This is a genomic window from Curtobacterium luteum, assembly GCF_014646995.1.
Taxonomy (GTDB): Bacteria; Actinomycetota; Actinomycetes; order Actinomycetales; family Microbacteriaceae; genus Curtobacterium; species Curtobacterium luteum.
Window position 1 is genome coordinate 62122 of record NZ_BMOI01000009.1, and the last position, 18831, is coordinate 80952.

At 72.1% G+C, this 18831-nt stretch carries 12 protein-coding genes, 1 tRNA gene, 1 other RNA gene and 1 pseudogene; 11 read left to right on the forward strand and 4 right to left on the reverse strand.

The window, feature by feature from the left end:
• Positions 1 to 15: 15 nt before the first annotated feature.
• The gene (locus IEY20_RS11165) at positions 16 to 594 is read right to left on the reverse strand and encodes a TetR/AcrR family transcriptional regulator (protein ID WP_022902553.1); all 579 of its coding nucleotides are present in this window, start codon (positions 592 to 594) and stop codon (positions 16 to 18) included.
• A 179-nt stretch (positions 595 to 773) separates the two neighbouring features.
• Between IEY20_RS11165 and IEY20_RS11170 the strand changes: the two genes are divergently transcribed.
• On the forward strand, positions 774 to 2030 hold the full coding sequence (locus IEY20_RS11170; RefSeq protein ID WP_175329436.1) for a multidrug effflux MFS transporter: 1257 nt from the start codon (positions 774 to 776) through the stop codon (positions 2028 to 2030).
• A 180-nt stretch (positions 2031 to 2210) separates the two neighbouring features.
• Entirely contained in the window at positions 2211 to 4253 is a 2043-nt protein-coding gene (locus tag IEY20_RS11175) for a helicase HerA-like domain-containing protein (protein ID WP_175329435.1), read from the forward strand.
• A gap of 120 nt (positions 4254 to 4373) precedes the next feature.
• On the opposite strand, the gene IEY20_RS11180 is transcribed toward IEY20_RS11175, so the two are convergent.
• Together IEY20_RS11180 and IEY20_RS11185 are read right to left on the reverse strand one after the other, a co-directional pair.
• On the reverse strand, positions 4374 to 5018 hold the full coding sequence (locus IEY20_RS11180; protein ID WP_175329434.1) for a hypothetical protein: 645 nt from the start codon (positions 5016 to 5018) through the stop codon (positions 4374 to 4376).
• A 347-nt stretch (positions 5019 to 5365) separates the two neighbouring features.
• Positions 5366 to 5453: transfer RNA gene (locus IEY20_RS11185), tRNA-Ser, on the reverse strand.
• Between the two features lie 123 nt (positions 5454 to 5576).
• Between IEY20_RS11185 and pta the strand changes: the two genes are divergently transcribed.
• A complete protein-coding gene (pta, locus tag IEY20_RS11190) occupies positions 5577 to 7685 on the forward strand; it encodes a phosphate acetyltransferase (protein WP_175329433.1) in 2109 nt (702 codons plus the stop codon).
• Positions 7686 to 7765: 80 nt separating this feature from the next.
• Complete coding sequence (locus IEY20_RS11195; RefSeq protein WP_175329432.1) at positions 7766 to 8962, forward strand: acetate/propionate family kinase; 1197 nt, start codon at positions 7766 to 7768, stop codon at positions 8960 to 8962.
• Positions 8963 to 9087: 125 nt separating this feature from the next.
• On the opposite strand, the gene IEY20_RS11200 is transcribed toward IEY20_RS11195, so the two are convergent.
• Entirely contained in the window at positions 9088 to 9762 is a 675-nt protein-coding gene (locus IEY20_RS11200; protein WP_022904084.1) for an NAD(P)H-binding protein, read from the reverse strand.
• Positions 9763 to 9798: 36 nt separating this feature from the next.
• On the opposite strand from IEY20_RS11200, the gene ffs reads away from it, so the two are divergent.
• The 7 genes and pseudogenes from ffs (at position 9799) to IEY20_RS11235 (ending at position 18772) form a co-directional block, all read left to right on the forward strand.
• Positions 9799 to 9895, forward strand: an RNA gene (ffs, locus tag IEY20_RS11205) — signal recognition particle sRNA small type.
• A gap of 73 nt (positions 9896 to 9968) precedes the next feature.
• The gene (locus tag IEY20_RS11210; protein WP_175329431.1) at positions 9969 to 12818 is read left to right on the forward strand and encodes a DNA polymerase III subunit gamma and tau; all 2850 of its coding nucleotides are present in this window, start codon (positions 9969 to 9971) and stop codon (positions 12816 to 12818) included.
• The gene (gene recR, locus IEY20_RS11215; RefSeq protein ID WP_022904082.1) at positions 12818 to 13417 is read left to right on the forward strand and encodes a recombination mediator RecR; all 600 of its coding nucleotides are present in this window, start codon (positions 12818 to 12820) and stop codon (positions 13415 to 13417) included. Before IEY20_RS11210 ends, recR begins: the two co-directional genes overlap by 1 nt.
• Before the next feature lie 270 nt (positions 13418 to 13687).
• Positions 13688 to 14890: pseudogene (locus IEY20_RS11220) on the forward strand (aspartate kinase); the annotation flags it as partial.
• 92 nt (positions 14891 to 14982) lie between these two features.
• Positions 14983 to 16035, forward strand: a complete 1053-nt coding sequence (locus tag IEY20_RS11225; protein WP_175329430.1) for an aspartate-semialdehyde dehydrogenase — start codon at positions 14983 to 14985, stop codon at positions 16033 to 16035.
• A gap of 118 nt (positions 16036 to 16153) precedes the next feature.
• The gene (locus IEY20_RS11230; protein ID WP_188889141.1) at positions 16154 to 17641 is read left to right on the forward strand and encodes a malate:quinone oxidoreductase; all 1488 of its coding nucleotides are present in this window, start codon (positions 16154 to 16156) and stop codon (positions 17639 to 17641) included.
• Between the two features lie 48 nt (positions 17642 to 17689).
• Entirely contained in the window at positions 17690 to 18772 is a 1083-nt protein-coding gene (locus IEY20_RS11235) for an Rv2578c family radical SAM protein (RefSeq protein ID WP_229728010.1), read from the forward strand.
• The last annotated feature ends 59 nt before the right edge of the window (positions 18773 to 18831 follow it).

Sequence of the window (18831 nt, forward strand, 5' to 3'; positions counted from 1 at the left end):
GCGGGGCGCGACCCGTCAGCGCCACCAGGCCGGGAACGACAGCGTGATCGTCTCGACGAGGGCCCGCCGCGAGCGGCGCGGGCCCGCGAGCCACGCCTCGATCGCGCCGACGAAGCCCTGGGCGACGAACCCGGCGGCGACGTCGTCGAGCAGCGCCGGGCGGTCCTTCGGGAGCTCCGCGATGTGCCGGGCGCTCGACACCGTGAAGTGGTCGACCAGCAGGCGGTGCAGCGAGCCGTCCTCCGGATCCGGGAGGGCCTTGCCGTAGATGTCCTTGTGCGCGACCACGTGCTCGACGACCGCGTCGATGCCTCGGCGGGTGATCGCCGCGAGTTCGTCGGCGTCGGCGCCGCGCTCGAAGGCCGCTCGTCGGGCCGCGGCGTCGTCGTCGCGGATGCGGTCGAGCTCCGGCGTGAGCACGTCGGCGAGCAGGGAGCCGGGGGAGACCGCGTGCGAGTAGAACGTCGCGCGGTTGATCCCGGCCGCGCGCGTGACGTCGGCGACGGTGATGCGGGAGACGGGGCGGTCGGCCGCGAGGTGCAGGATCGCTTCGCGGAGGGCCGCCGTCGTGTGCAGGATCCGGGCGTCGACCATGACACCCACCCCCTTCTTGTCCGGATCGCCCGGTCCACCGGGCAATCAGAACGTACCGCATGTCAGGGGACGCTCAGGTGCGGTTAGGATGGTTCCACGGACGAATCGATTCGATCGCCGCTGCACCAGCCGTCCAGCCGGCTCCCTCCCACCCCCCTCACCGTCGAAGGACCCCCTCCGTGACCGCGCCCGCCACCACCGGTTCGCTCCGTGTCGTCCTGCACCCCGGGGACTCGCTCTCCCGCGGGCAGCGACTCGTCTACGTCTTCGTCCTGGGCGCCCTGACCGCGCTCGGCCCGTTTACGATCGACCTGTACCTGCCGGCGTTCCCGTCGATCAAGGACCAGTTCGGCATCACCGACGGGGCGGTCCAGCTCACCCTGACGGCAACGACGCTCGGCTTCGCGGTCGGGCAGCTGCTCGTCGGGCCGTGGAGCGACAAGGTCGGCCGGCGGCTGCCGCTGATCGTCGCCACGAGCCTGCACGTCGCGGCCTCGATCGGTGCCGCGCTCGCGCCGAACGTGGAGGTGCTCGCGCTGTTCCGCGTGCTGCAGGGCATGGGCGCCGCGGCCGGTGGTGTCGTGGCGATGGCGACCGTGCGCGACCTGTTCGGCGGCAAGCCGCTCGTGCGGATGCTCTCGCGCCTGGCCATGGTGAACGGGCTCGCCCCGATCCTCGCCCCGCTCATCGGGTCGCAGATGCTCCGGTTCGTGAGCTGGCACGGCATCTTCGTGTTCCTGGCCTGCTACGGCCTCGCCGTGGTGATCGCGTCCGTCCTGCTCATCGTCGAGACCCTGCCGCCGGCACGGCGTCACGAGGCGGGGCACTCCAGCGTGCGCCAGCGGTACAAGGCGCTGTTCTCCGACCGCATCTTCGTCGGCGTCGCGCTCATCGGCGCGATGGTGTTCAGCGGTCTGTTCTCGTACCTCAGCGCGTCGCCGTTCCTCTTCCAGGGGCTCTACGGGCTGAACGCGCAGCAGTACGGCCTGCTCTTCGCGGTGAACTCGATCGGCGTCGTGCTCGGGGTGCAGATCTCCTCCCGGATCGCGCAGCGCGTCGGCCCGCAGTGGATCCTCGCGTGCTCGACGGCGACCCTGTTCCTCGCCGCGGTCGCGATCATCGTGCTCGACCAGCTCGGCGCAGGGCTCGTCGGGGTGCTCGTGCCGCTGTGGTTCTTCATCGCGGCCTGCGGCTTCTCGTTCCCGCTCGTCCAGGTGATCGGACTCGCGTCGCACGGCAAGGAGGCCGGCACCGCCGCGTCCCTCCTCGGTGCCCTGAACTTCGGCGTCGCCGGGATCATCTCGCCCGTCGTGGGCCTGATCGGCATCACGACGGCGACCCCGATGGCAGCCGTCATGGCGTGCACCTCGGCCGTCGCGGTCGTGCTGCTCTGGACCGTCGTCCGACCGCGGACGGTCCCGGCGCTCTCGCACTGACGTCGGGCGTCGGGCGTCGGGTCGGCGGTTCCGGCGGTCGAGCCGGTGCGGTGCGTGTCGTCGCTGTGGAGCGACGCCGTCGCTGTCGTCCGACGACGGCGGCGTCGTCTGACGACGGCGGCGTTGTCCGACGTCAGCTGGGCCGAACCGACGAGCGCGCGCGTTCGTATGCTGAGCGGCATGAGCGACGCGGTGGAGCAGGCACGGGCGGCGGCAGCGGCGGCGAAGGCCGCAGCGGACGAGGCGCGGAGGCTGGCCGACGAGGCCGCGGCACGCGCCGAGGAACTCGCAGCCGCGCTCGCGGCCGCGTCGAGCGACCAGGCCGAGGCACCGTCGGCGACCGTGCCCGTGCCTGCGCCTGCGCCTGCGCCGTCGACCGCGGTCAGCGGCGGGGACGCCGCGTCGGCGACCACCGGTCCGGGTGGGACGACGTCCGCGACGGATGCCGCGCCTCCCGGCAGTGGCACGCAGGGCGTCCCTGCGGACGTGACCGGACCGCTCGGCGCGGACGCGGTCGCCGCCGTCCGGGACGGCTACCGGGTGGACGGGAGCGCCCTCGAGCTCGGCGCACTCGTCAACGGTGACGCGCTGCCCGACGTTCAGGTCCGGATCCCGCTCGGCATGCTGAACCGCCACGGGCTCGTCGCCGGAGCGACCGGGACCGGCAAGACCCGCACGCTCCAGGTGCTGGCCGAGCAGATCGCCGCGAACGGCGTCCCCGTCTTCGCCGCCGACGTCAAGGGCGACCTGTCCGGCCTGGCGGTCCCGGGGACGGGGAGCGAGAAACTGCTCGCTCGGACGGCCGGCATCGGGCAGGACTGGAAGGCCGTCGCGAGCGAAGCGGAGTTCTACAGCCTCGGCGGGCAGGGCACGGGTGTCCCGATCCGGGCCACCGTGTCGGGGTTCGGTCCGCTCCTGTTGGCGAAGGTGCTCGGCCTCAACGAGACGCAGGAGTCCTCGCTCGGTCTCGTGTTCCACTACGCGGAACAGGCCGGGCTGCCGCTCGTCGACCTCTCGGACCTCCGCAGCGTGCTCACGTTCCTCACCAGTGACGCCGGCAAGGCGGAGCTCGCCGAGCTCGGGGGACTGTCGAAGCAGACCGCCGGGGTCATCCTCCGCGAGCTCATCACCTTCGCGGACCAGGGCGCCGACCAGTTCTTCGGTGAGCCGGAGATCGACACCCGCGAGTTCCTCCGGACGGCGTCCGACGGGCGCGGCGTCGTGAGCCTGCTCGAGGTGCCGGGCGTGCAGGACCAGCCGCAGGTGTTCTCGACCTTCCTCATGTGGCTCCTCGCGGACCTGTTCAACGAGCTCCCCGAGGTCGGCGACCAGGACAAGCCGGAGCTCGTCTTCTTCTTCGACGAGGCGCACCTGCTCTTCTCCGGTGCGTCGAAGGACTTCACGGAGCAGATCGTGCGCACCGTGCGGCTCATCCGCTCGAAGGGCGTCGGCATCTTCTTCGTGACGCAGACGCCGAAGGACGTGCCGAACGACGTCCTCGCGCAGCTCGGGTCGCGCATCCAGCACCAGCTCCGGGCGCACACCCCGGACGATGCGAAGGCGCTCAGGGCCACCGTGTCGACCTACCCGACGAGCGACTACGACCTCGGCGAGGTCCTCACGTCACTGGCCACGGGGGAGGCGGTCGTCACGGTGATGAACGAGAAGGGGGCGCCGACCCCCGTGGCGTGGACGCGACTGCGAGCGCCGGAGGGATCGATGGAGCCGATGCCCGCGGCGGACCTGGAGGCGCGGGTGCAGGCATCGCCGCTCCTCGCGACCTACGGGACGCGGCTGGACCCCGACTCGGCGTACGAGATGCTCGCGCGCCGGATGGAGGCCGCGGCGGCCGAGGCGGCCGCCGCCGATGCCGAGAAGGCCGCTGCCGCCGCGGCTGCCGAGGCGGAGAAGGAGGCGGCCCGGGCTGCGGCCGACGCCGCGAAGGAAGCGGCCGCCGCCGCGAAGGCGGCCGCCGCGAAGGAGCGGCAGGAGGAGCGGGACCGGTCGGCGGCGCAGCAGGAGTACGAGCGAGCGCAGCGGAAGTTCGAGCGGGCCGAGCGGGCGGCGGAGGCACGGCGGACGAAGCGGTCGAGCCCGCGGAGGACGACGTCCACGCGCTCGGCGGGGGATCCGCTGTCGGACCTGCTCGGGTCGGGACTCGGTCGGACCATCGCCAAGGAGGTCGTGCAGGGCATCTTCTCGACGCTCCGACGTCGCCGCTGAGGGCAGGGTGCGGTCGACGCCGGGGCCGCACGACCGGGCGCGGTCGGCGCGGGGTGGGTTCGCCGAGCGTCCGCGGAGCTGGCTGGTCCGGCCCGCTGCGCGGCGGGTCGTCCGGGTCGGCTACGCGGCGAGGAGGCCGGCTGCCTCGACGACCAACAGGCCGCCGACCACGAGCACGGCGAGTGCACCGACCACGAGGACAGCACGGGACCGCTCGTACCAGGCGCGGCTCGACGGGAAGCGGCGTGCGAACTCGCGCGCCGAGATCGGGCGGGGTGCCTCGGACACGGTGACCCCGAGTTCGTCGACGACGCGGTCGAGGCCCGCATCACCCCACACGTCCGCGCGCATCCGGAACAGGTGCGACCCGTCGGACGCGAAGGCGACGAGCTCGCGGACGGTCCGCTCGACCGATGCGCCGAACGTCTCGACGAGCAGGACGCGGTCGATGTCGTCGCGCGGGATCCGTCGGTTGCCGGTGACCACACCGTGCACGTCCACCGCCCTGGCGTCCACGCCGACGTACGCGGTGCCGAGTCGGACCACGGCGGTGCCGACGACCACGGCGAGCAGGACGACGATGCTCGCCATGAGCGCCCAGAGCCGGAACGGGAAGGACACCCAGACCAGGGCGACGGCGAGCGGGACGGCGGAGAAGACGATGCTGAGTGCGGTCGAGCGGACGAGGGCGCTCCGGGGGCGGACGACCAGGTCGTAGGTCCGGGCGCGCGGTCGTACGGTCGCCTGCGCAGTCATGTCCCCCACGTCGGATCCTCCTGAGATGCGGGCACAGCGAGTACCGCTGCCGAGCGACGCCCCTGCCGCCCGTGTCCCGGGGCGACCCGTCCCGGGGTCGCCGTCAGGTCAGCATAGGCGACCGACGGGTACCGGGGACAGCCCGTTCCACCCCGTTCCGTCGTTTCGCGGCCACTCCATCGCTGACGGGGGGCGTCCGGGTCGGCCAGGTGGGGGACCCGGGTGGCTCCGGCTCCGGCGACGGCTCGGGCTCCGGTTCTGGCGACGGCTCGAGTTCCGGTTCCGGCGGACGAGGGCCGGGGACGACGAAGGCGCGGGACCGGATCGGTCTCGCGCCTTCGTCGTGCGGGTGCTGCTGGCGGAGGATAGGGGATTCGAACCCCTGAGGGCTTGCACCCAACACGCTTTCCAAGCGTGCGCCATAGGCCACTAGGCGAATCCTCCAGGTGCCACCTCGCGGTGACGACACCCCATGGTACAGGTCCGCGAGGGTGTGGATGACCACCGGCGTCCACAGGTGGTGACGCTCTCGGCTGGACCGACATGACCGGCGGATACCCTGGTGCCGTGTCGACCCGCATCTACATCACGTCCGCGGAGGGCCACACGGGCAAGAGCACCGTCGCCCTCGGAGTCCTCGAGACGCTCGCCCGCACGGTCGGCCGGGTCGGCGTGTTCCGACCGGTGGCGCGATCGGTCGACGAACCCGACTGGGTGCTCGAACTCCTCCTGCAGCACACCGCCGTGGGGATCTCGTACGACGACGCCGTCGGCGTGACCTACGACGACGTGCACGCCGACCCGGACGCGGCACTCGCGACGATCCTCCGGCGCTTCGCCCAGGTCGAGCAGCAGTGCGATGCGGTCGTGGTGCTCGGGTCCGACTACACCGACGTCGGCAGCCCCACGGAGCTCTCGTTCAACGCGAAGGTCGCCACCAACCTCGGTGCCCCGGTCCTGCTCGTGCTCGGCGGCCGCGACGCCGCCGACCGCGGGGCACGGACGCCGGAGATGATGGCGCAGGTCGCCGACGTCACGACGAGCGAGCTCCGCGCGGCACACGCGCAGCTCCTCGCCGTCGTGGTCAACCGTGCCGACCCCGACCGGTTGGACGACATCGTGGCGAGCGTCGGGGCCGCCGTGCACGACGACCACGCGGGGGTCCCGGTGTGGGCGATCCCGGAGGACCCGGTGCTCGTCGCCCCGACGGTCCGGGCGCTGCTCGAGGCCACCGACGCGACGCTGATCCGCGGCGACGAGGCCCTGCTGGACCGCGAGGCGCTCGGCACCGTCGTCGCGGGCATGAGCATGGAGAACGTCCTGCCCCGACTCATCGAGGGCGGCATCGTCGTGGTCCCGGGCGACCGCAGCGACGTCCTCATCGCGATGCTGCTCGCGAACCAGTCGGAGACCTTCCCGAGCCTCGCGGGCGTCATCCTCAACGGTGGGTTCGAGACGGCACCGCAGATCACCCGGCTGCTCGAGGGGCTCTCGAGCTCGCTGCCGATCGCGCAGAACACCCTCGGCACCTACGACACCGCGCTCCGCATCACCCAGACGCGCGGGCGGCTCGCTGCCGACTCGCCGCGCAAGGCCGACCTCGCGCTGGCCCTGTTCGAGCAGCACGTCGACGCCGACGAGCTCCGCGACCGGCTCCAGGTCACGCCGTCCGGGGTCGTCACCCCGCTCATGTTCGAGCACGGGCTGCTCGACCGGGCGCGCGGGTACGGCACGCACATCGTCCTGCCCGAGGGCGACGACGACCGTATCCTCCGTGCGGCCTCGACGCTGCTGGCGCGGCAGGTCTGCCGGATCACGATCCTCGGCGAGCCGGCCACCATCCGCGCCCGGGCGACGGAGCTCGGCCTCGACCTCGAACAGGCGCAGCTGCTCAGCCCGTTCGACTCGGAGCTCCGCGAGCGCTTCGCCGAGGAGTACGCCCGGCTCCGGGCGCACAAGGGCATGTCCGTCGAGCTCGCCCGCGACACCGTGACCGACGTCTCGTACTTCGGCACGCTCATGGTGCAGCTCGGACTCGCCGACGGCATGGTCTCCGGTGCCAAGCACACGACGGCGCACACGATCCGTCCGTCCTTCGAGATCATCAAGACGCGGCCGGAGACCTCGATCGTCTCGAGCGTCTTCCTCATGGCACTCGCCGACCGCGTCCTCGTCTACGGCGACTGCGCGGTCATCCCCGACCCGACGAGCGAGCAGCTGGCCGACATCGCGATCTCCTCCGCGGAGACCGCGACCCAGTTCGGCATCGAGCCGCGCGTCGCGATGCTCAGCTACTCGACGGGCGACAGCGGCTCCGGGGCCGACGTCGACAAGGTCCGCGCCGGCACCGCGTTCGTGCGGGAGCGCCGACCGGACCTGCTCGTCGAGGGGCCGATCCAGTACGACGCCGCCGCCGACCCGACCGTCGCGAGCACGAAGATGCCCGACTCCCCGGTGGCGGGCAAGGCGACCGTGTTCATCTTCCCCGACCTCAACACCGGCAACAACACGTACAAGGCCGTGCAGCGCTCGGCCGGTGCCGTGGCGATCGGGCCGGTGCTCCAGGGCCTCCGAAAGCCGATCAACGACCTGTCCCGCGGCGCGCTCGTCAGCGACATCGTCAACACCGTCGCGATCACGGCCATCCAGGCCGGCACCGCGGCGGAGTCCGCCTGAGCAGGCGACCACACCGTCGGCGTGCGCCGACACGACCACCGCGCCCCGTGCCTCCAGTCCGACCGAAAGGGACCCATCCCGTGACCGCAGCCCTCGTCGTGAACTCCGGATCGAGTTCGTTCAAGTACCAGCTCATCGAGCTCGACGACGAGCGCACGCTCGCCTCGGGACTCGTCGAACGCATCGGCGAGTCCGCGGGAGCGTGGAAGCACACGAACGCGATCACGGGGGAGTCCTCGTCGAACGACGCGGCGTCCGTGCCCGACCACGCCGCCGGGTTCCAGGCGATGCTCGACGCGTTCGGCAAGGTCGGCCCCTCGTTCGACGAGCACCCGCCGGCGGTCGTCGGCCACCGCGTCGTGCACGGCGGCACCACCTTCGACGCCGCGACCGTCGTCACCGCCGACGTCGAGCAGCAGATCGAGGACCTGTCCTCGCTCGCGCCGCTGCACAACCCGGCGAACCTCGAGGGCATCCGCGCCGCGAAGCAGGTCTTCTCGGACGTGCCCCACGTGGCCGTGTTCGACACCGCGTTCCACCAGACGATGCCCCCGCACGCCTACACCTACGCGATCCCGTCCGACCTCGCCGAGCGCTACGGGATCCGCCGCTACGGCATGCACGGCACGAGCCACAAGTACGTGTCCGAGCAGGCCGCGGCCTTCCTCGGACGCCCGCTGTCCGAGCTGAAGACGATCGTGCTGCACCTCGGCAACGGCGCCTCGGCCGCGGCCATCGACGGTGGGAAGTCGATCGAGACGTCGATGGGCCTCACGCCGCTCGAAGGACTCGTCATGGGGACCCGCTCCGGGGACCTCGACCCGGCCGTCCTGGTGCACCTCCACCGCGAGGCCGGGCTCGACTTCGACGAAATCGACGACATCCTCAACAAGCGCTCCGGGCTGCTCGGGCTCACCGGCAACGGCGACATGCGCGACGTGCAGGACGCCGCGTCGAAGGGCGACGAGGTCGCCGAGGCGGCGCTCGCCGTGTACCGGCACCGGATCCGCCGCTACGTCGGCGCCTACACGGCACAGCTCGGCGGCCTCGACGCGATCGTCTTCACCGCGGGCGTGGGGGAGAACAACGCGCTGCTGCGGCGGCGCGTGCTCGCCGGACTCGAGCACCTCGGGATCGAGGTCGACCCGGACCGCAACGAGCTGGCATCCCGGGAGGCCCGGCGCATCTCCACGGACGGCTCACGTGTCGCGGTGCTCGTCATCCCGACGAACGAGGAGCTCGAGATCGCCCGGCAGTCGGCTGCGGTCGCGTTGTAGCGACGGGGCGCGGCGGGCGCGTCGCGGCGCGGCGCGGCGCGCTCGGTTGCGTCTGCGCCTCGTGCCGGGCGCCTCGTGCCGGGCGCCTCGTGCCGGGCGCCTCGTGCCGGGTGCCTCGCGCCGGGTCAGCCGAGCGCGGCCAGCGCGGCCGGGATCGGCGTGTTGCCGCTCGTGACCTCGAACTGCACGCCGACCGCGAGGTCGTCGACGAGCGCGTGCAGCACCAGGGCCGCGACGTCCGCGCGGGGGATCGTGCCGCGCGGGACGGTGCGACCGACGTCGACGGTGCCCTGTGGCGGGGTGTCGAGGAGGCCGCCCGGCCGGATGATCGTCCACCGGAGGTTGCGGGCGCGGATGTTCGCGTCCGCCTCCGCCTTCGCGCGCAGGTAGACCTGGAACACGTCGGCGTCGCTGTGCGCGGGCACGACGGCACGCTCCGCGTCGTAGGAGTCCGCCGCCATCGCGGAGATCATCACGTACCGCTGGACGCCCAGGCGCTCCGCTGCGTCGGCGAGCAGCAGTGCGGCATCGCGGTCGACCGTGAGCTTCCGCTCCGCGCCGCTGTTCGGACCGGCGCCGGCGGCGAAGACGACCGCGTCGATGCCGCGGAGGCGCAGGGCGAGCTCGTCGTCGTCGAGCTGCTCGAGGTCGGCCACGAGTGCGGTCGCGCCCTGCTGCTCGACGTCCGGCACGTGTGCGGGGTTCCGGACGATCGAGACGGCGTCGTGTCCGGCATCGGTGAGCTGACGGGCGAGGAGGAGGGCGATCTGCCCGTGGCCTCCGGCGATGGCGATCTTCATGTGTCCGATACTGCCCGTCGCTTCCGGTATACTTCCGGAGGCTCCTCACGTGACGCCATCCAGGCCAACTCCCCCAGGGCGGAAACGCAGCAAGGGTAACCGGGCTCTGGCGGGTGCGTGAGGAGTCTTCTCGTGTCCGGGGCGACCTGCGACCGGACCTGTGGACACGGCTGGTGGTGTCGGCGGTGCCGACTACCCTTGGGGGCGTGGTCACCGCCCTGTATCGCCGTTACCGGCCCGAGAACTTCGCCGAGCTGATCGGGCAGTCCCAGGTCACCGATCCGCTGCGCACCGCGCTGCGGACGAACCGGGTCAACCACGCCTACCTGTTCAGCGGCCCGCGCGGCTGTGGCAAGACGACGTCGGCGCGCATCCTCGCGCGCTGCCTGAACTGCGCCGAGGGACCCACGGACACGCCCTGCGGCGTGTGCCCGAGCTGCGTCGAGCTCGCGCGCGGCGGCAGCGGCTCGCTCGACGTGATCGAGATCGACGCGGCGAGCCACAACGGCGTCGACGACGCCCGTGACCTCCGCGACCGCGCCGTCTTCGCGCCCGCTCGTGACCGCTACAAGATCTTCATCCTCGACGAGGCCCACATGGTCACGCCGCAGGGGTTCAACGCCCTGCTCAAGCTCGTCGAGGAGCCGCCCGAGCACGTCAAGTTCATCTTCGCGACGACCGAGCCCGAGAAGGTCATCGGCACCATCCGGTCGCGCACCCACCACTACCCGTTCCGGCTCGTGCCGCCGGCGGCGATGCTCGAGTACGTCGAGCAGCTGTGCCAGCAGGAGTCCGTCGCGGTCGCGCCGGGCGTGCTGCCGCTCGTCGTCCGGGCCGGCGGCGGTTCCGTCCGCGACACCCTCTCCCTGCTCGACCAGCTCATCGCCGGGAGCGAGGACGGCGCGATCGCCTACGAGCGGGCCGTCGCGCTGCTCGGCTACACCGACGCCGCGCTGCTCGACGACGTCGTCGACGCGCTCGCCGTGGCCGACCCGGCATCGGCGTTCGCCGCGGTCGACCGCGTGGTGCAGACCGGGCAGGATCCGCGGCGCTTCGTGGAGGACCTGCTCGAGCGCCTCCGCGACCTCATCGTCGTCGCGGCCACGAACGAGAGCGCCGCGGCCGTGCTCCGCGGAGTGTCGCCGGAAGAGCTCGACACCATGAGTCGGCAGGCCGGCGTGTTCGGTGCCACGGGCCTCTCGCGTGCGGCCGACATCGCGAACCGGGCGCTGACCGAGATGACCGGCGCGACCTCGCCTCGGCTGCACCTCGAGCTCATGACCGCGCGCATCCTCGTGCCCGAAGCCGACGACAGCCAGCGCGGAGCACTCGCCCGCGTCGAGCGACTCGAGCGTCGCGTCGGGGTCGGCGACGCCGGTGGGCACCAGGCGGAGCCCGTCCGAGCCGCTCCGGCCTCCACCGGGACGCCCCGGGCGGCCGCTCCCGCGACGGGTCCGGCGACCCAGGCGACCCCGGCCGCAGCGACCGAGCGGACCGCATCGGCGGCAACGGCTGCTGCCCCGGCCACGACGGGTGCCACCGCGGCCACACCGAACCGGGACGTTGCGGCCCCCACGCCCGCGTCCGAGCCCGCAGTCGACCCCGCCTCCACGGTCCGTGACGCCACCGCGTCCTGGGCCGCCGCCGTGCCGAGTGCACCGGCTCCCGAGCCCGAGCAGACGCCGTCGGCTCCGCAGTCGGGCGAGCGTCCGACGGCTCCGGTGAGTTCCTCGTCCACCGGGCAGGGCACCGCCGTCGGCGACGAGCCGGCCGTGCAGCCCGTCGGTGTCGTCGGCTTCCAGCAGATGCGTGATGCGTGGCCGCAGGTGGTCGAGCACGTCCAGCGTGCGAAGCGTTCGGCGTGGTCGGTCGTGGTGACGGCGCAGGTGACCGCGTTGCGCGACGACGTGCTCACGCTCACGTTCCCGAGCCAGCAGGACGTCGCGTCGTTCAAGGAGATGTCCGACCCGTCGGCGAGCGTGAGCGAACTGCTCCGCGCGGCGATCCTCGACGTCCTCGGGATCCGCGTGAAGTTCGTGGCGCGTGGGCCGGCCGCGGCCGGGGCGCCGGTGGCGAGCACGCGGCAGGCACCGGCGCAGCGGCAGGCGACCCAGCCGCAGGGCACGCCGCCGCAGAGCACGTCGCCGCAGGGCACGCAGCCGCAGGGCACCCAGCAGCCGGACGCGCGGCAGTCGCCCTCGCAGCAGCAGCCGCGCACCCAGCAGCAGGCTCCGGCACCCCAGACGTCCGGACAGCCGGACCGCTCGGCAGCGCCCGCCCGGTCGTCCGGCCAGCAAGCAGCGAGCACGCCGGCGCCGGATTCCGGAGCCCCCGTCACGGAATGGGCCGTGGCCACCATCCCGACCGGCGACCCGACGGCCGGGGCGGTCCCCGAGTCCATCGAGCCCACGTGGGCCGCGCCCTTCGGCCAGACCGAACCCGGCGCCACCGTGGCCCCCGCCGAGCCCCAGCGTCCGGCCGACCCCGCGATCGACGCCGCCCTCGCCGCGCAGCTCCGTCCCGCGTCGTCGTTCTCGGCCCCGTCGCCGACCGCGGCACCGGCGACGACCTCCGCTCTCGAGGCGCCCTCGGCCGGCACGACGACGCCGACTCCGGCCGCCGCACCGACTCCGGCCGCCGCACCGACTCCCGCCGCCGCACCGACTCCCGCCGCCGCACCGGCAACGGCACCGGCAACGGCACCGGCCGTCGCGCCGGCTCCGGGACCGTCGGCCGACGTCCCGGTCGACGACTACCCGCTCGACGACGAGCCGTACGACGACGGCGCGCCGTTCCCCGACCCCGGGTACGGGAAGTCCGGTGCGGCTCCGAGCGCCGACACCGACCCGAACGGCAACGCCCCGGCGACCGGCAGCGCCGCACCTCCTGCGCCACGGACCGGAGTCGCGCCCCGGACCGCAGCCGCGCCCCGGATGGCGCCCGCGCCGCAGGTCCGTCGCACCGCCGTCGCGGGACGCTACGGTGAGGCCGTCGTCCGTGAGATCCTCGGCGCCCAGTTCATCGAGGAGACCGCGCTCCACGAGGACGGTGCCTGATGTACGACGGCATCGTGCAGGACCTCATCGACGAGTTCGGGCGACTCCCGGGCATCGGCCCCAAGTCGGCGCAGCGGATCGCCTTCCACATCCTCCAGACCGAGTCCTTCGACCCGACGCGACTCTCCGAGCTCCTCGCGGACGTCAAGGAGAAGGTCCGGTTCTGCGAGGTGTGCGGCAACGTCACCGAATCGGAGCGCTGCAGCATCTGCCGCGACCCGCGTCGCTCGCCGACCGTGATCTGCGTGGTGGAAGAGGCCAAGGACGTCGCCGCGATCGAGCGGACCCGGGAGTTCCGTGGTCTGTACCACGTCCTGGGCGGCGCGATCAGTCCGATCGACGGCGTCGGGCCGGACGACCTCCGCATCCAGCAGCTCATGACCCGGCTCGCCGACGGCACCGTGGACGAGGTCATCATCGCCACCGACCCGAACCTCGAGGGCGAAGCGACCGCGACGTACCTCAGTCGGCTGCTCGTCCCGATGGGCATCCGGACGACACGGCTCGCGTCGGGCCTGCCGGTCGGTGGTGACCTGGAGTACGCGGACGAGGTCACCCTGGGGCGTGCCTTCGAAGGGCGTCGGCTGGTCGGCGGCTGACCGAGTCCGGCGGCTGCGCCGGACCGGGCACGCTGACGCACCGAGCCGGCCTGCCGGAACCTGCCCGCTGACGCACCGAGCCGGCCTGCCGGAACCTGCCCGCTGTCGCACCGAGCCGGCCGCGCTGGCCCCACAGCCCGGTCGCGCCCCGGCGGCCACGCAGGATCATTGCGTCGGCCCCCGCTCGGACGCAACATCCCGGAAACACCCTCTACGATTGTCGGAACCGCGCGGTCAGCGCGACCGCCCCGTCCCCAGGAGTACCAACCCGTGGCCTTGATCGTCCAGAAGTTCGGTGGATCGTCCGTCGCGGACGCCGAGAGCATCAAGCGCGTGGCGAAGCGGATCGTCCAGACGAAGAAGGCCGGCAACGACGTCGTCGTGGCCGTCTCGGCGATGGGCGACACCACCGACGAGCTCGTCGACCTCGCGCACTCGGTGACCCCGATCCCCGCCGGGCGTGAGCTCGACATGCTCCTCACCGCGGGGGAGCGCATCTCGATGGCGCTGCTCGCGATGGCGATCAAGAGCCTCGGCGTCGAAGCCTCGTCGTACACCGGCAGCCAGGCCGGCATGCTCACGGACGCGCAGCACGGCAAGGCCCGGATCGTCGACGTCACCCCGAAGCGCGTGCGTGAGGCGCTCGACGCCGGACACGTGGCGATCGTCGCCGGGTTCCAGGGCTTCAACCGCACCACCGGCGAGATCACGACGCTCGGCCGCGGTGGATCGGACACGACGGCCGTCGCGCTCGCAGCCGCGCTCGACGCCGACGTCTGCGAGATCTACACCGACGTGGACGGCATCTTCACCGCCGACCCCCGCGTCGTGCCCCGTGCCCGCAAGGTCGACCGCATCACCAGCGAGGAGATGCTCGAGCTGGCGGCGTCCGGCGCGAAGGTCCTCTACATCCGTGCCGTCGAGTACGCCCGTCGGCACGGCGTCACGCTCCACGTCCGCTCGTCGTTCTCCAACGCCGAGGGCACCATCGTCTACAACCCTGCAGAGGGGGAAACCGTGGAAGAACCGATCATCACCGGCATCGCCGGAGACCTCTCCGAGGGCAAGATCACCGTCGTCGGCGTGCCCGACACCCCGGGCAAGGCCGCCGAGATCTTCACGATCGTGGCCCGGGCCGGCGCGAACATCGACATGATCGTGCAGAACGTGTCCGAGGCCGTCACCGGCCGCACCGACATCTCGTTCACCCTGCCGAAGGACCAGGGGCAGGGCGTCCTCACCGCGCTCGAGGTCGCCAAGGCCGACATCGGGTACGAGAGCATCCAGTACGACGACCAGATCGGCAAGCTCGCGCTGGTCGGCGCCGGCATGCGCACGAACGCCGGCGTCTCGGCGCAGCTGTTCCGCGCCCTGCACGAAGCGTCGATCAACATCGAGATGATCTCGACGTCGGAGATCCGGATCTCGGTCGTCACCCGCGCCGACACCCTCAACGACGCCGTCCGCGTCGTGCACGAGGCGTTCGGCCTCGACGGCGAGACCGACGCCGTCGTCTACGCCGGCACCGGCCGCTGAGTCCGCACCAGATCGACCAGGAGCACCACATGAGCAACCCCACCGTCGCCGTCGTCGGCGCCACCGGGCAGGTCGGAGCGGTCATGCGCCGGCTGCTCGAGGAGCGCGCGTTCCCGGCCGACCGCGTCCGGTTCTTCGCGAGCGCCCGGTCCGCCGGGACGACCCTGGAGTTCCGCGGCGAGGAGATCCTCGTCGAGGACTCCGAGACCGCCGACCCGGCCGGTATCGACATCGCCCTGTTCTCGGCGGGCGCGGCCGCCTCGCGTGCTCTGGCACCGAAGTTCGCGGCAGCCGGAGCGGTCGTCGTCGACAACTCGAGCGCCTGGCGGATGGACCCGGAGGTCCCGCTGGTCGTGAGCGAGGTCAACCCGCACGCGATCGACGACGCCCCGAAGGGCATCATCGCCAACCCGAACTGCACGACGATGGCGATCATGCCGGTCCTCAAGGTGCTCGACGCCGAGGCCGGGCTGCGTCGCCTGGTGGCCACGACGTACCAGGCCGTGAGCGGTTCCGGACTCGCCGGGGTCGAGGAACTCCTCGGCCAGGCACGTGCCGCGCTCGAGCAGGACACCGCTGCGCTCACGCACGACGGCTCCGCGGTCACGTTCCCGGAGCCCGTCAAGTACGTGCGCCCGATCGCGTTCGACGTCGTCCCGCTCGCCGGCAGCATCGTCGAGGACGGCTTCGGCGAGACCGACGAGGAGAAGAAGCTCCGCAACGAGAGCCGCAAGATCCTCGAGCTGCCCGACCTCCTCGTCGCCGGCACGTGTGTCCGGGTCCCCGTCTTCACCGGCCACTCCATCTCGGTGAACGCCGAGTTCGAACGTCCGCTGACGCCCGAGCGCGCGACCGAGATCCTCGCGAGTGCTCCCGGTGTCGAGCTCTCGGACGTCCCCACGCCGCTGCAGGCCGCCGGTCAGGATCCGTCGTTCGTCGGTCGGATCCGCGCCGACCAGTCCGCGCCCGAGGGGCACGGCCTGGCGCTGTTCGTGAGCAACGACAACCTCCGCAAGGGCGCCGCCCTGAACGCGGTGCAGATCGCGGAGGCGATCGTCGCACGTCGCGCCGTCGCCGCGTAGCGGAACCCGGCCCGGTCCCGACCACCGGACGGACGGGAGGCCCGTGGCGGCGCCGCCACGGGCCTCCCGTCCGGCCGGCGGGCACCTGGTTCACACCACACCGCAGTAGGATCGACGGGTGGCAGTGAAGCAGGTGGACCCGATCGACGTCGTCCTGGTCGGGGGTGGCATCATGAGCGCCACGCTCGGCGCCATCATCCACCGGCTGGAGCCGGACTGGCGGATCCGCGTGTACGAGCGCCTGGGCAGTGTCGCGCAGGAGTCCTCGAACCCGTGGAACAACGCGGGGACCGGGCATTCCGCGCTCTGCGAGCTGAACTACACGCCGGAGCTCGCCGACGGGCGCGTCGACATCGCGAAGGCCGTCGGGGTCAACGAGCAGTTCCAGGTGTCGCGGCAGTTCTGGTCGTTCCTGGTCGAGTCCGGTGCGCTCCCGGAGCCGTCGAACTTCATCAACCCGACCCCGCACATCTCCTTCGTGTGGGGAGCCGAGAACGTCGAGTACATGCGCAAGCGGTACGAGGCCCTCAAGGACCACCCCCTGTTCGCCGGCATCGAGTACTCCGACGACCCGGCTCGGATCCGGCGGTGGGCGCCCGCGCTGATCCCCGGCCGCAAGAAGGACCAGCCGATCGCCGCGACCTACTCCGCCGCGGGCTCCGACGTGGACTTCGGCTCGTTGACGCGCCAGCTCTTCGATCAGCTCGAGATCGACGGCGTCGAGTTCGAGTCCTCGCACCAGGTCACGAACGTCACCCGGTCGAAGATCAGCGAGGGGTGGGTGCTCGACGTCCGGAACGAGATCGGGCGGTCGAAGCAGCGGCTCGCGGCGAAGTTCGTGTTCGTGGGCGCCGGCGGCGGAGCACTGCACCTGCTGCAGAAGTCGGGGATCCCGGAGATCCGCGGGTACGGCGGCTTCCCCGTGTCGGGTGAGTTCCTCCGCACCGACGATCCCGAGGTCGTGCAGAAGCACGCGGCGAAGGTCTACGGGAAGGCGAGCGTCGGTGCGCCGCCGATGTCGGTCCCGCACCTCGACACCCGGATCGTGGACGGCAAGGCCTCCCTAATGTTCGGGCCGTACGCCGGGTTCAGCCCGAAGTTCCTGAAGCAGGGCTCCGTGCTCGACCTGTTCAAGAGCATCCGGCCGCACAACCTCCGACCGATGCTGAGCGTCGCGTTCTCGAACTTCGACCTCGTCCGCTACCTCGTCGGGCAGCTGCTCGCGTCGAAGCAGACGAAGTTCGACGCGCTGCGCGACTTCATGCCCGCCGCGGAGCCGGGGGACTGGCACCGGATCACGGCGGGTCAGCGCGTGCAGGTCATCAAGCCCGACGCCGACAAGGGCGGCATCCTGCAGTTCGGCACCGAGGTCATCACGGCCGCGGACGGGTCGATCGCGGGACTCCTCGGCGCGAGCCCGGGAGCGTCGACGGCGGTGCCGATCATGCTCAAGCTGCTCGAACGCTGCTTCCCCGACCGCTGGGCCGGCTGGCAGGGCACCGTCCGGCAGATGGTCCCGACGTACGGACAGGACCTCGGCGACGACCCGGCGCTGGCTGACCAGACCCTCGAGCGCACCGCGAAGGTCCTCGGCCTGCACCACTGAGACCGCTGCTCGCTTGCGGCGCGTTCGAACATGTGTTCGAATGGCCGCATGCGGTGGAGTGGACAGGCGATCGACGCGTCGGCGGACGACGCGCTCCCGGGCATGGAGTCGAACAGCGGCTTCGTCCGGAGCGTCACGACGCCCGAGTTCGCGGGCGTGACGTTCCACGAGGTCCTGGCGAAGAGCGCCCTGAACCGGGTGCCGAGTGCGGACGGGGACGGCACGTACGGCTGGACCATCAACCCGTACCGCGGCTGCAGTCACGCGTGCGTCTACTGCTTCGCCCGGCCGACCCACACCTACCTCGAGTTCGACGGCGGCGCCGACTTCGACCAGCAGATCGTGGTGAAGACGAACGTCGCGGACGTGCTCCGGCGCGAGCTCGCGAAGCGGACCTGGCAGGGGCACCCGGTGGCACTCGGGACGAACACCGACCCGTACCAGCGGGCTGAGGGCCGGTACCGGCTCATGCCCGGGGTGATCGAGGCATTGGCGGACTCGGGCACGCCGTTCAGCATCCTGACGAAGGGCACGCTGCTGCGGCGCGACCTCCCGCTGCTGGTGGCCGCTGCGGAACGCGTGCCGGTCGACCTCGCCATGTCGATCGCCGTGTACGACGACGACCTCCAGCAGTCCGTCGAGTCGGGCACGCCCGCGACCGCCGCCCGACTCGCCACCGTCCGGGCGATCCGCGACGCGGGGCTCGACTGTGCGGTGTTCCTCATGCCCGTCCTGCCGTACATCACCGACACGAAGGCGCACCTCGACGACGCCGTCGGTCGGGCCGTGGCTGCCGGCGCGACGAGCATCATGTACTCGGCACTGCACCTCCGGCCCGGCGTGAAGCCGTGGTGGTTCGCGTGGTTGCAGCGGAGCCGGCCGGACCTCGTCGAGCGGTACCGCGCGATGTACCTCGACAACACCTACGCACCGCGCGACTACCGGCGGTGGCTGGGGGAGCGGATCAGGCCGATCCTGCGGGCGCACGGGGTCGGTCTCGGGGAGGTCGACCCCACGACCGGCTCGATGGGGCACAGCGTCGACCGCACGCGCGTGATGCCGTTGAAGCGTGCTGCACCGGACTTCTCCGAGCGGCGTACCGTGACCGGGACATCGCCGACGCTGTTCTGACGTCCGGTCCGCGTTCGGGGGACACCCGATGTCGGATCGGGCCGGTATCATCGGGCGGG

What these genes read in the sequence shown, in the direction of transcription:
- IEY20_RS11165 (WP_022902553.1), bottom strand. Translation starts at nt 594, where the DNA reads ATGGTCGACGCCCGGATCCTGCACACGACGGCGGCCCTCCGCGAAGCG.
- IEY20_RS11175 (WP_175329435.1), top strand. Translation starts at nt 2,211, where the DNA reads ATGAGCGACGCGGTGGAGCAGGCACGGGCGGCGGCAGCGGCGGCGAAG.
- IEY20_RS11200 (WP_022904084.1), bottom strand. Translation starts at nt 9,762, where the DNA reads ATGAAGATCGCCATCGCCGGAGGCCACGGGCAGATCGCCCTCCTCCTC.
- recR (WP_022904082.1), top strand. Translation starts at nt 12,818, where the DNA reads ATGTACGACGGCATCGTGCAGGACCTCATCGACGAGTTCGGGCGACTC.
- IEY20_RS11225 (WP_175329430.1), top strand. Translation starts at nt 14,983, where the DNA reads ATGAGCAACCCCACCGTCGCCGTCGTCGGCGCCACCGGGCAGGTCGGA.
- IEY20_RS11235 (WP_229728010.1), top strand. Translation starts at nt 17,690, where the DNA reads ATGCGGTGGAGTGGACAGGCGATCGACGCGTCGGCGGACGACGCGCTC.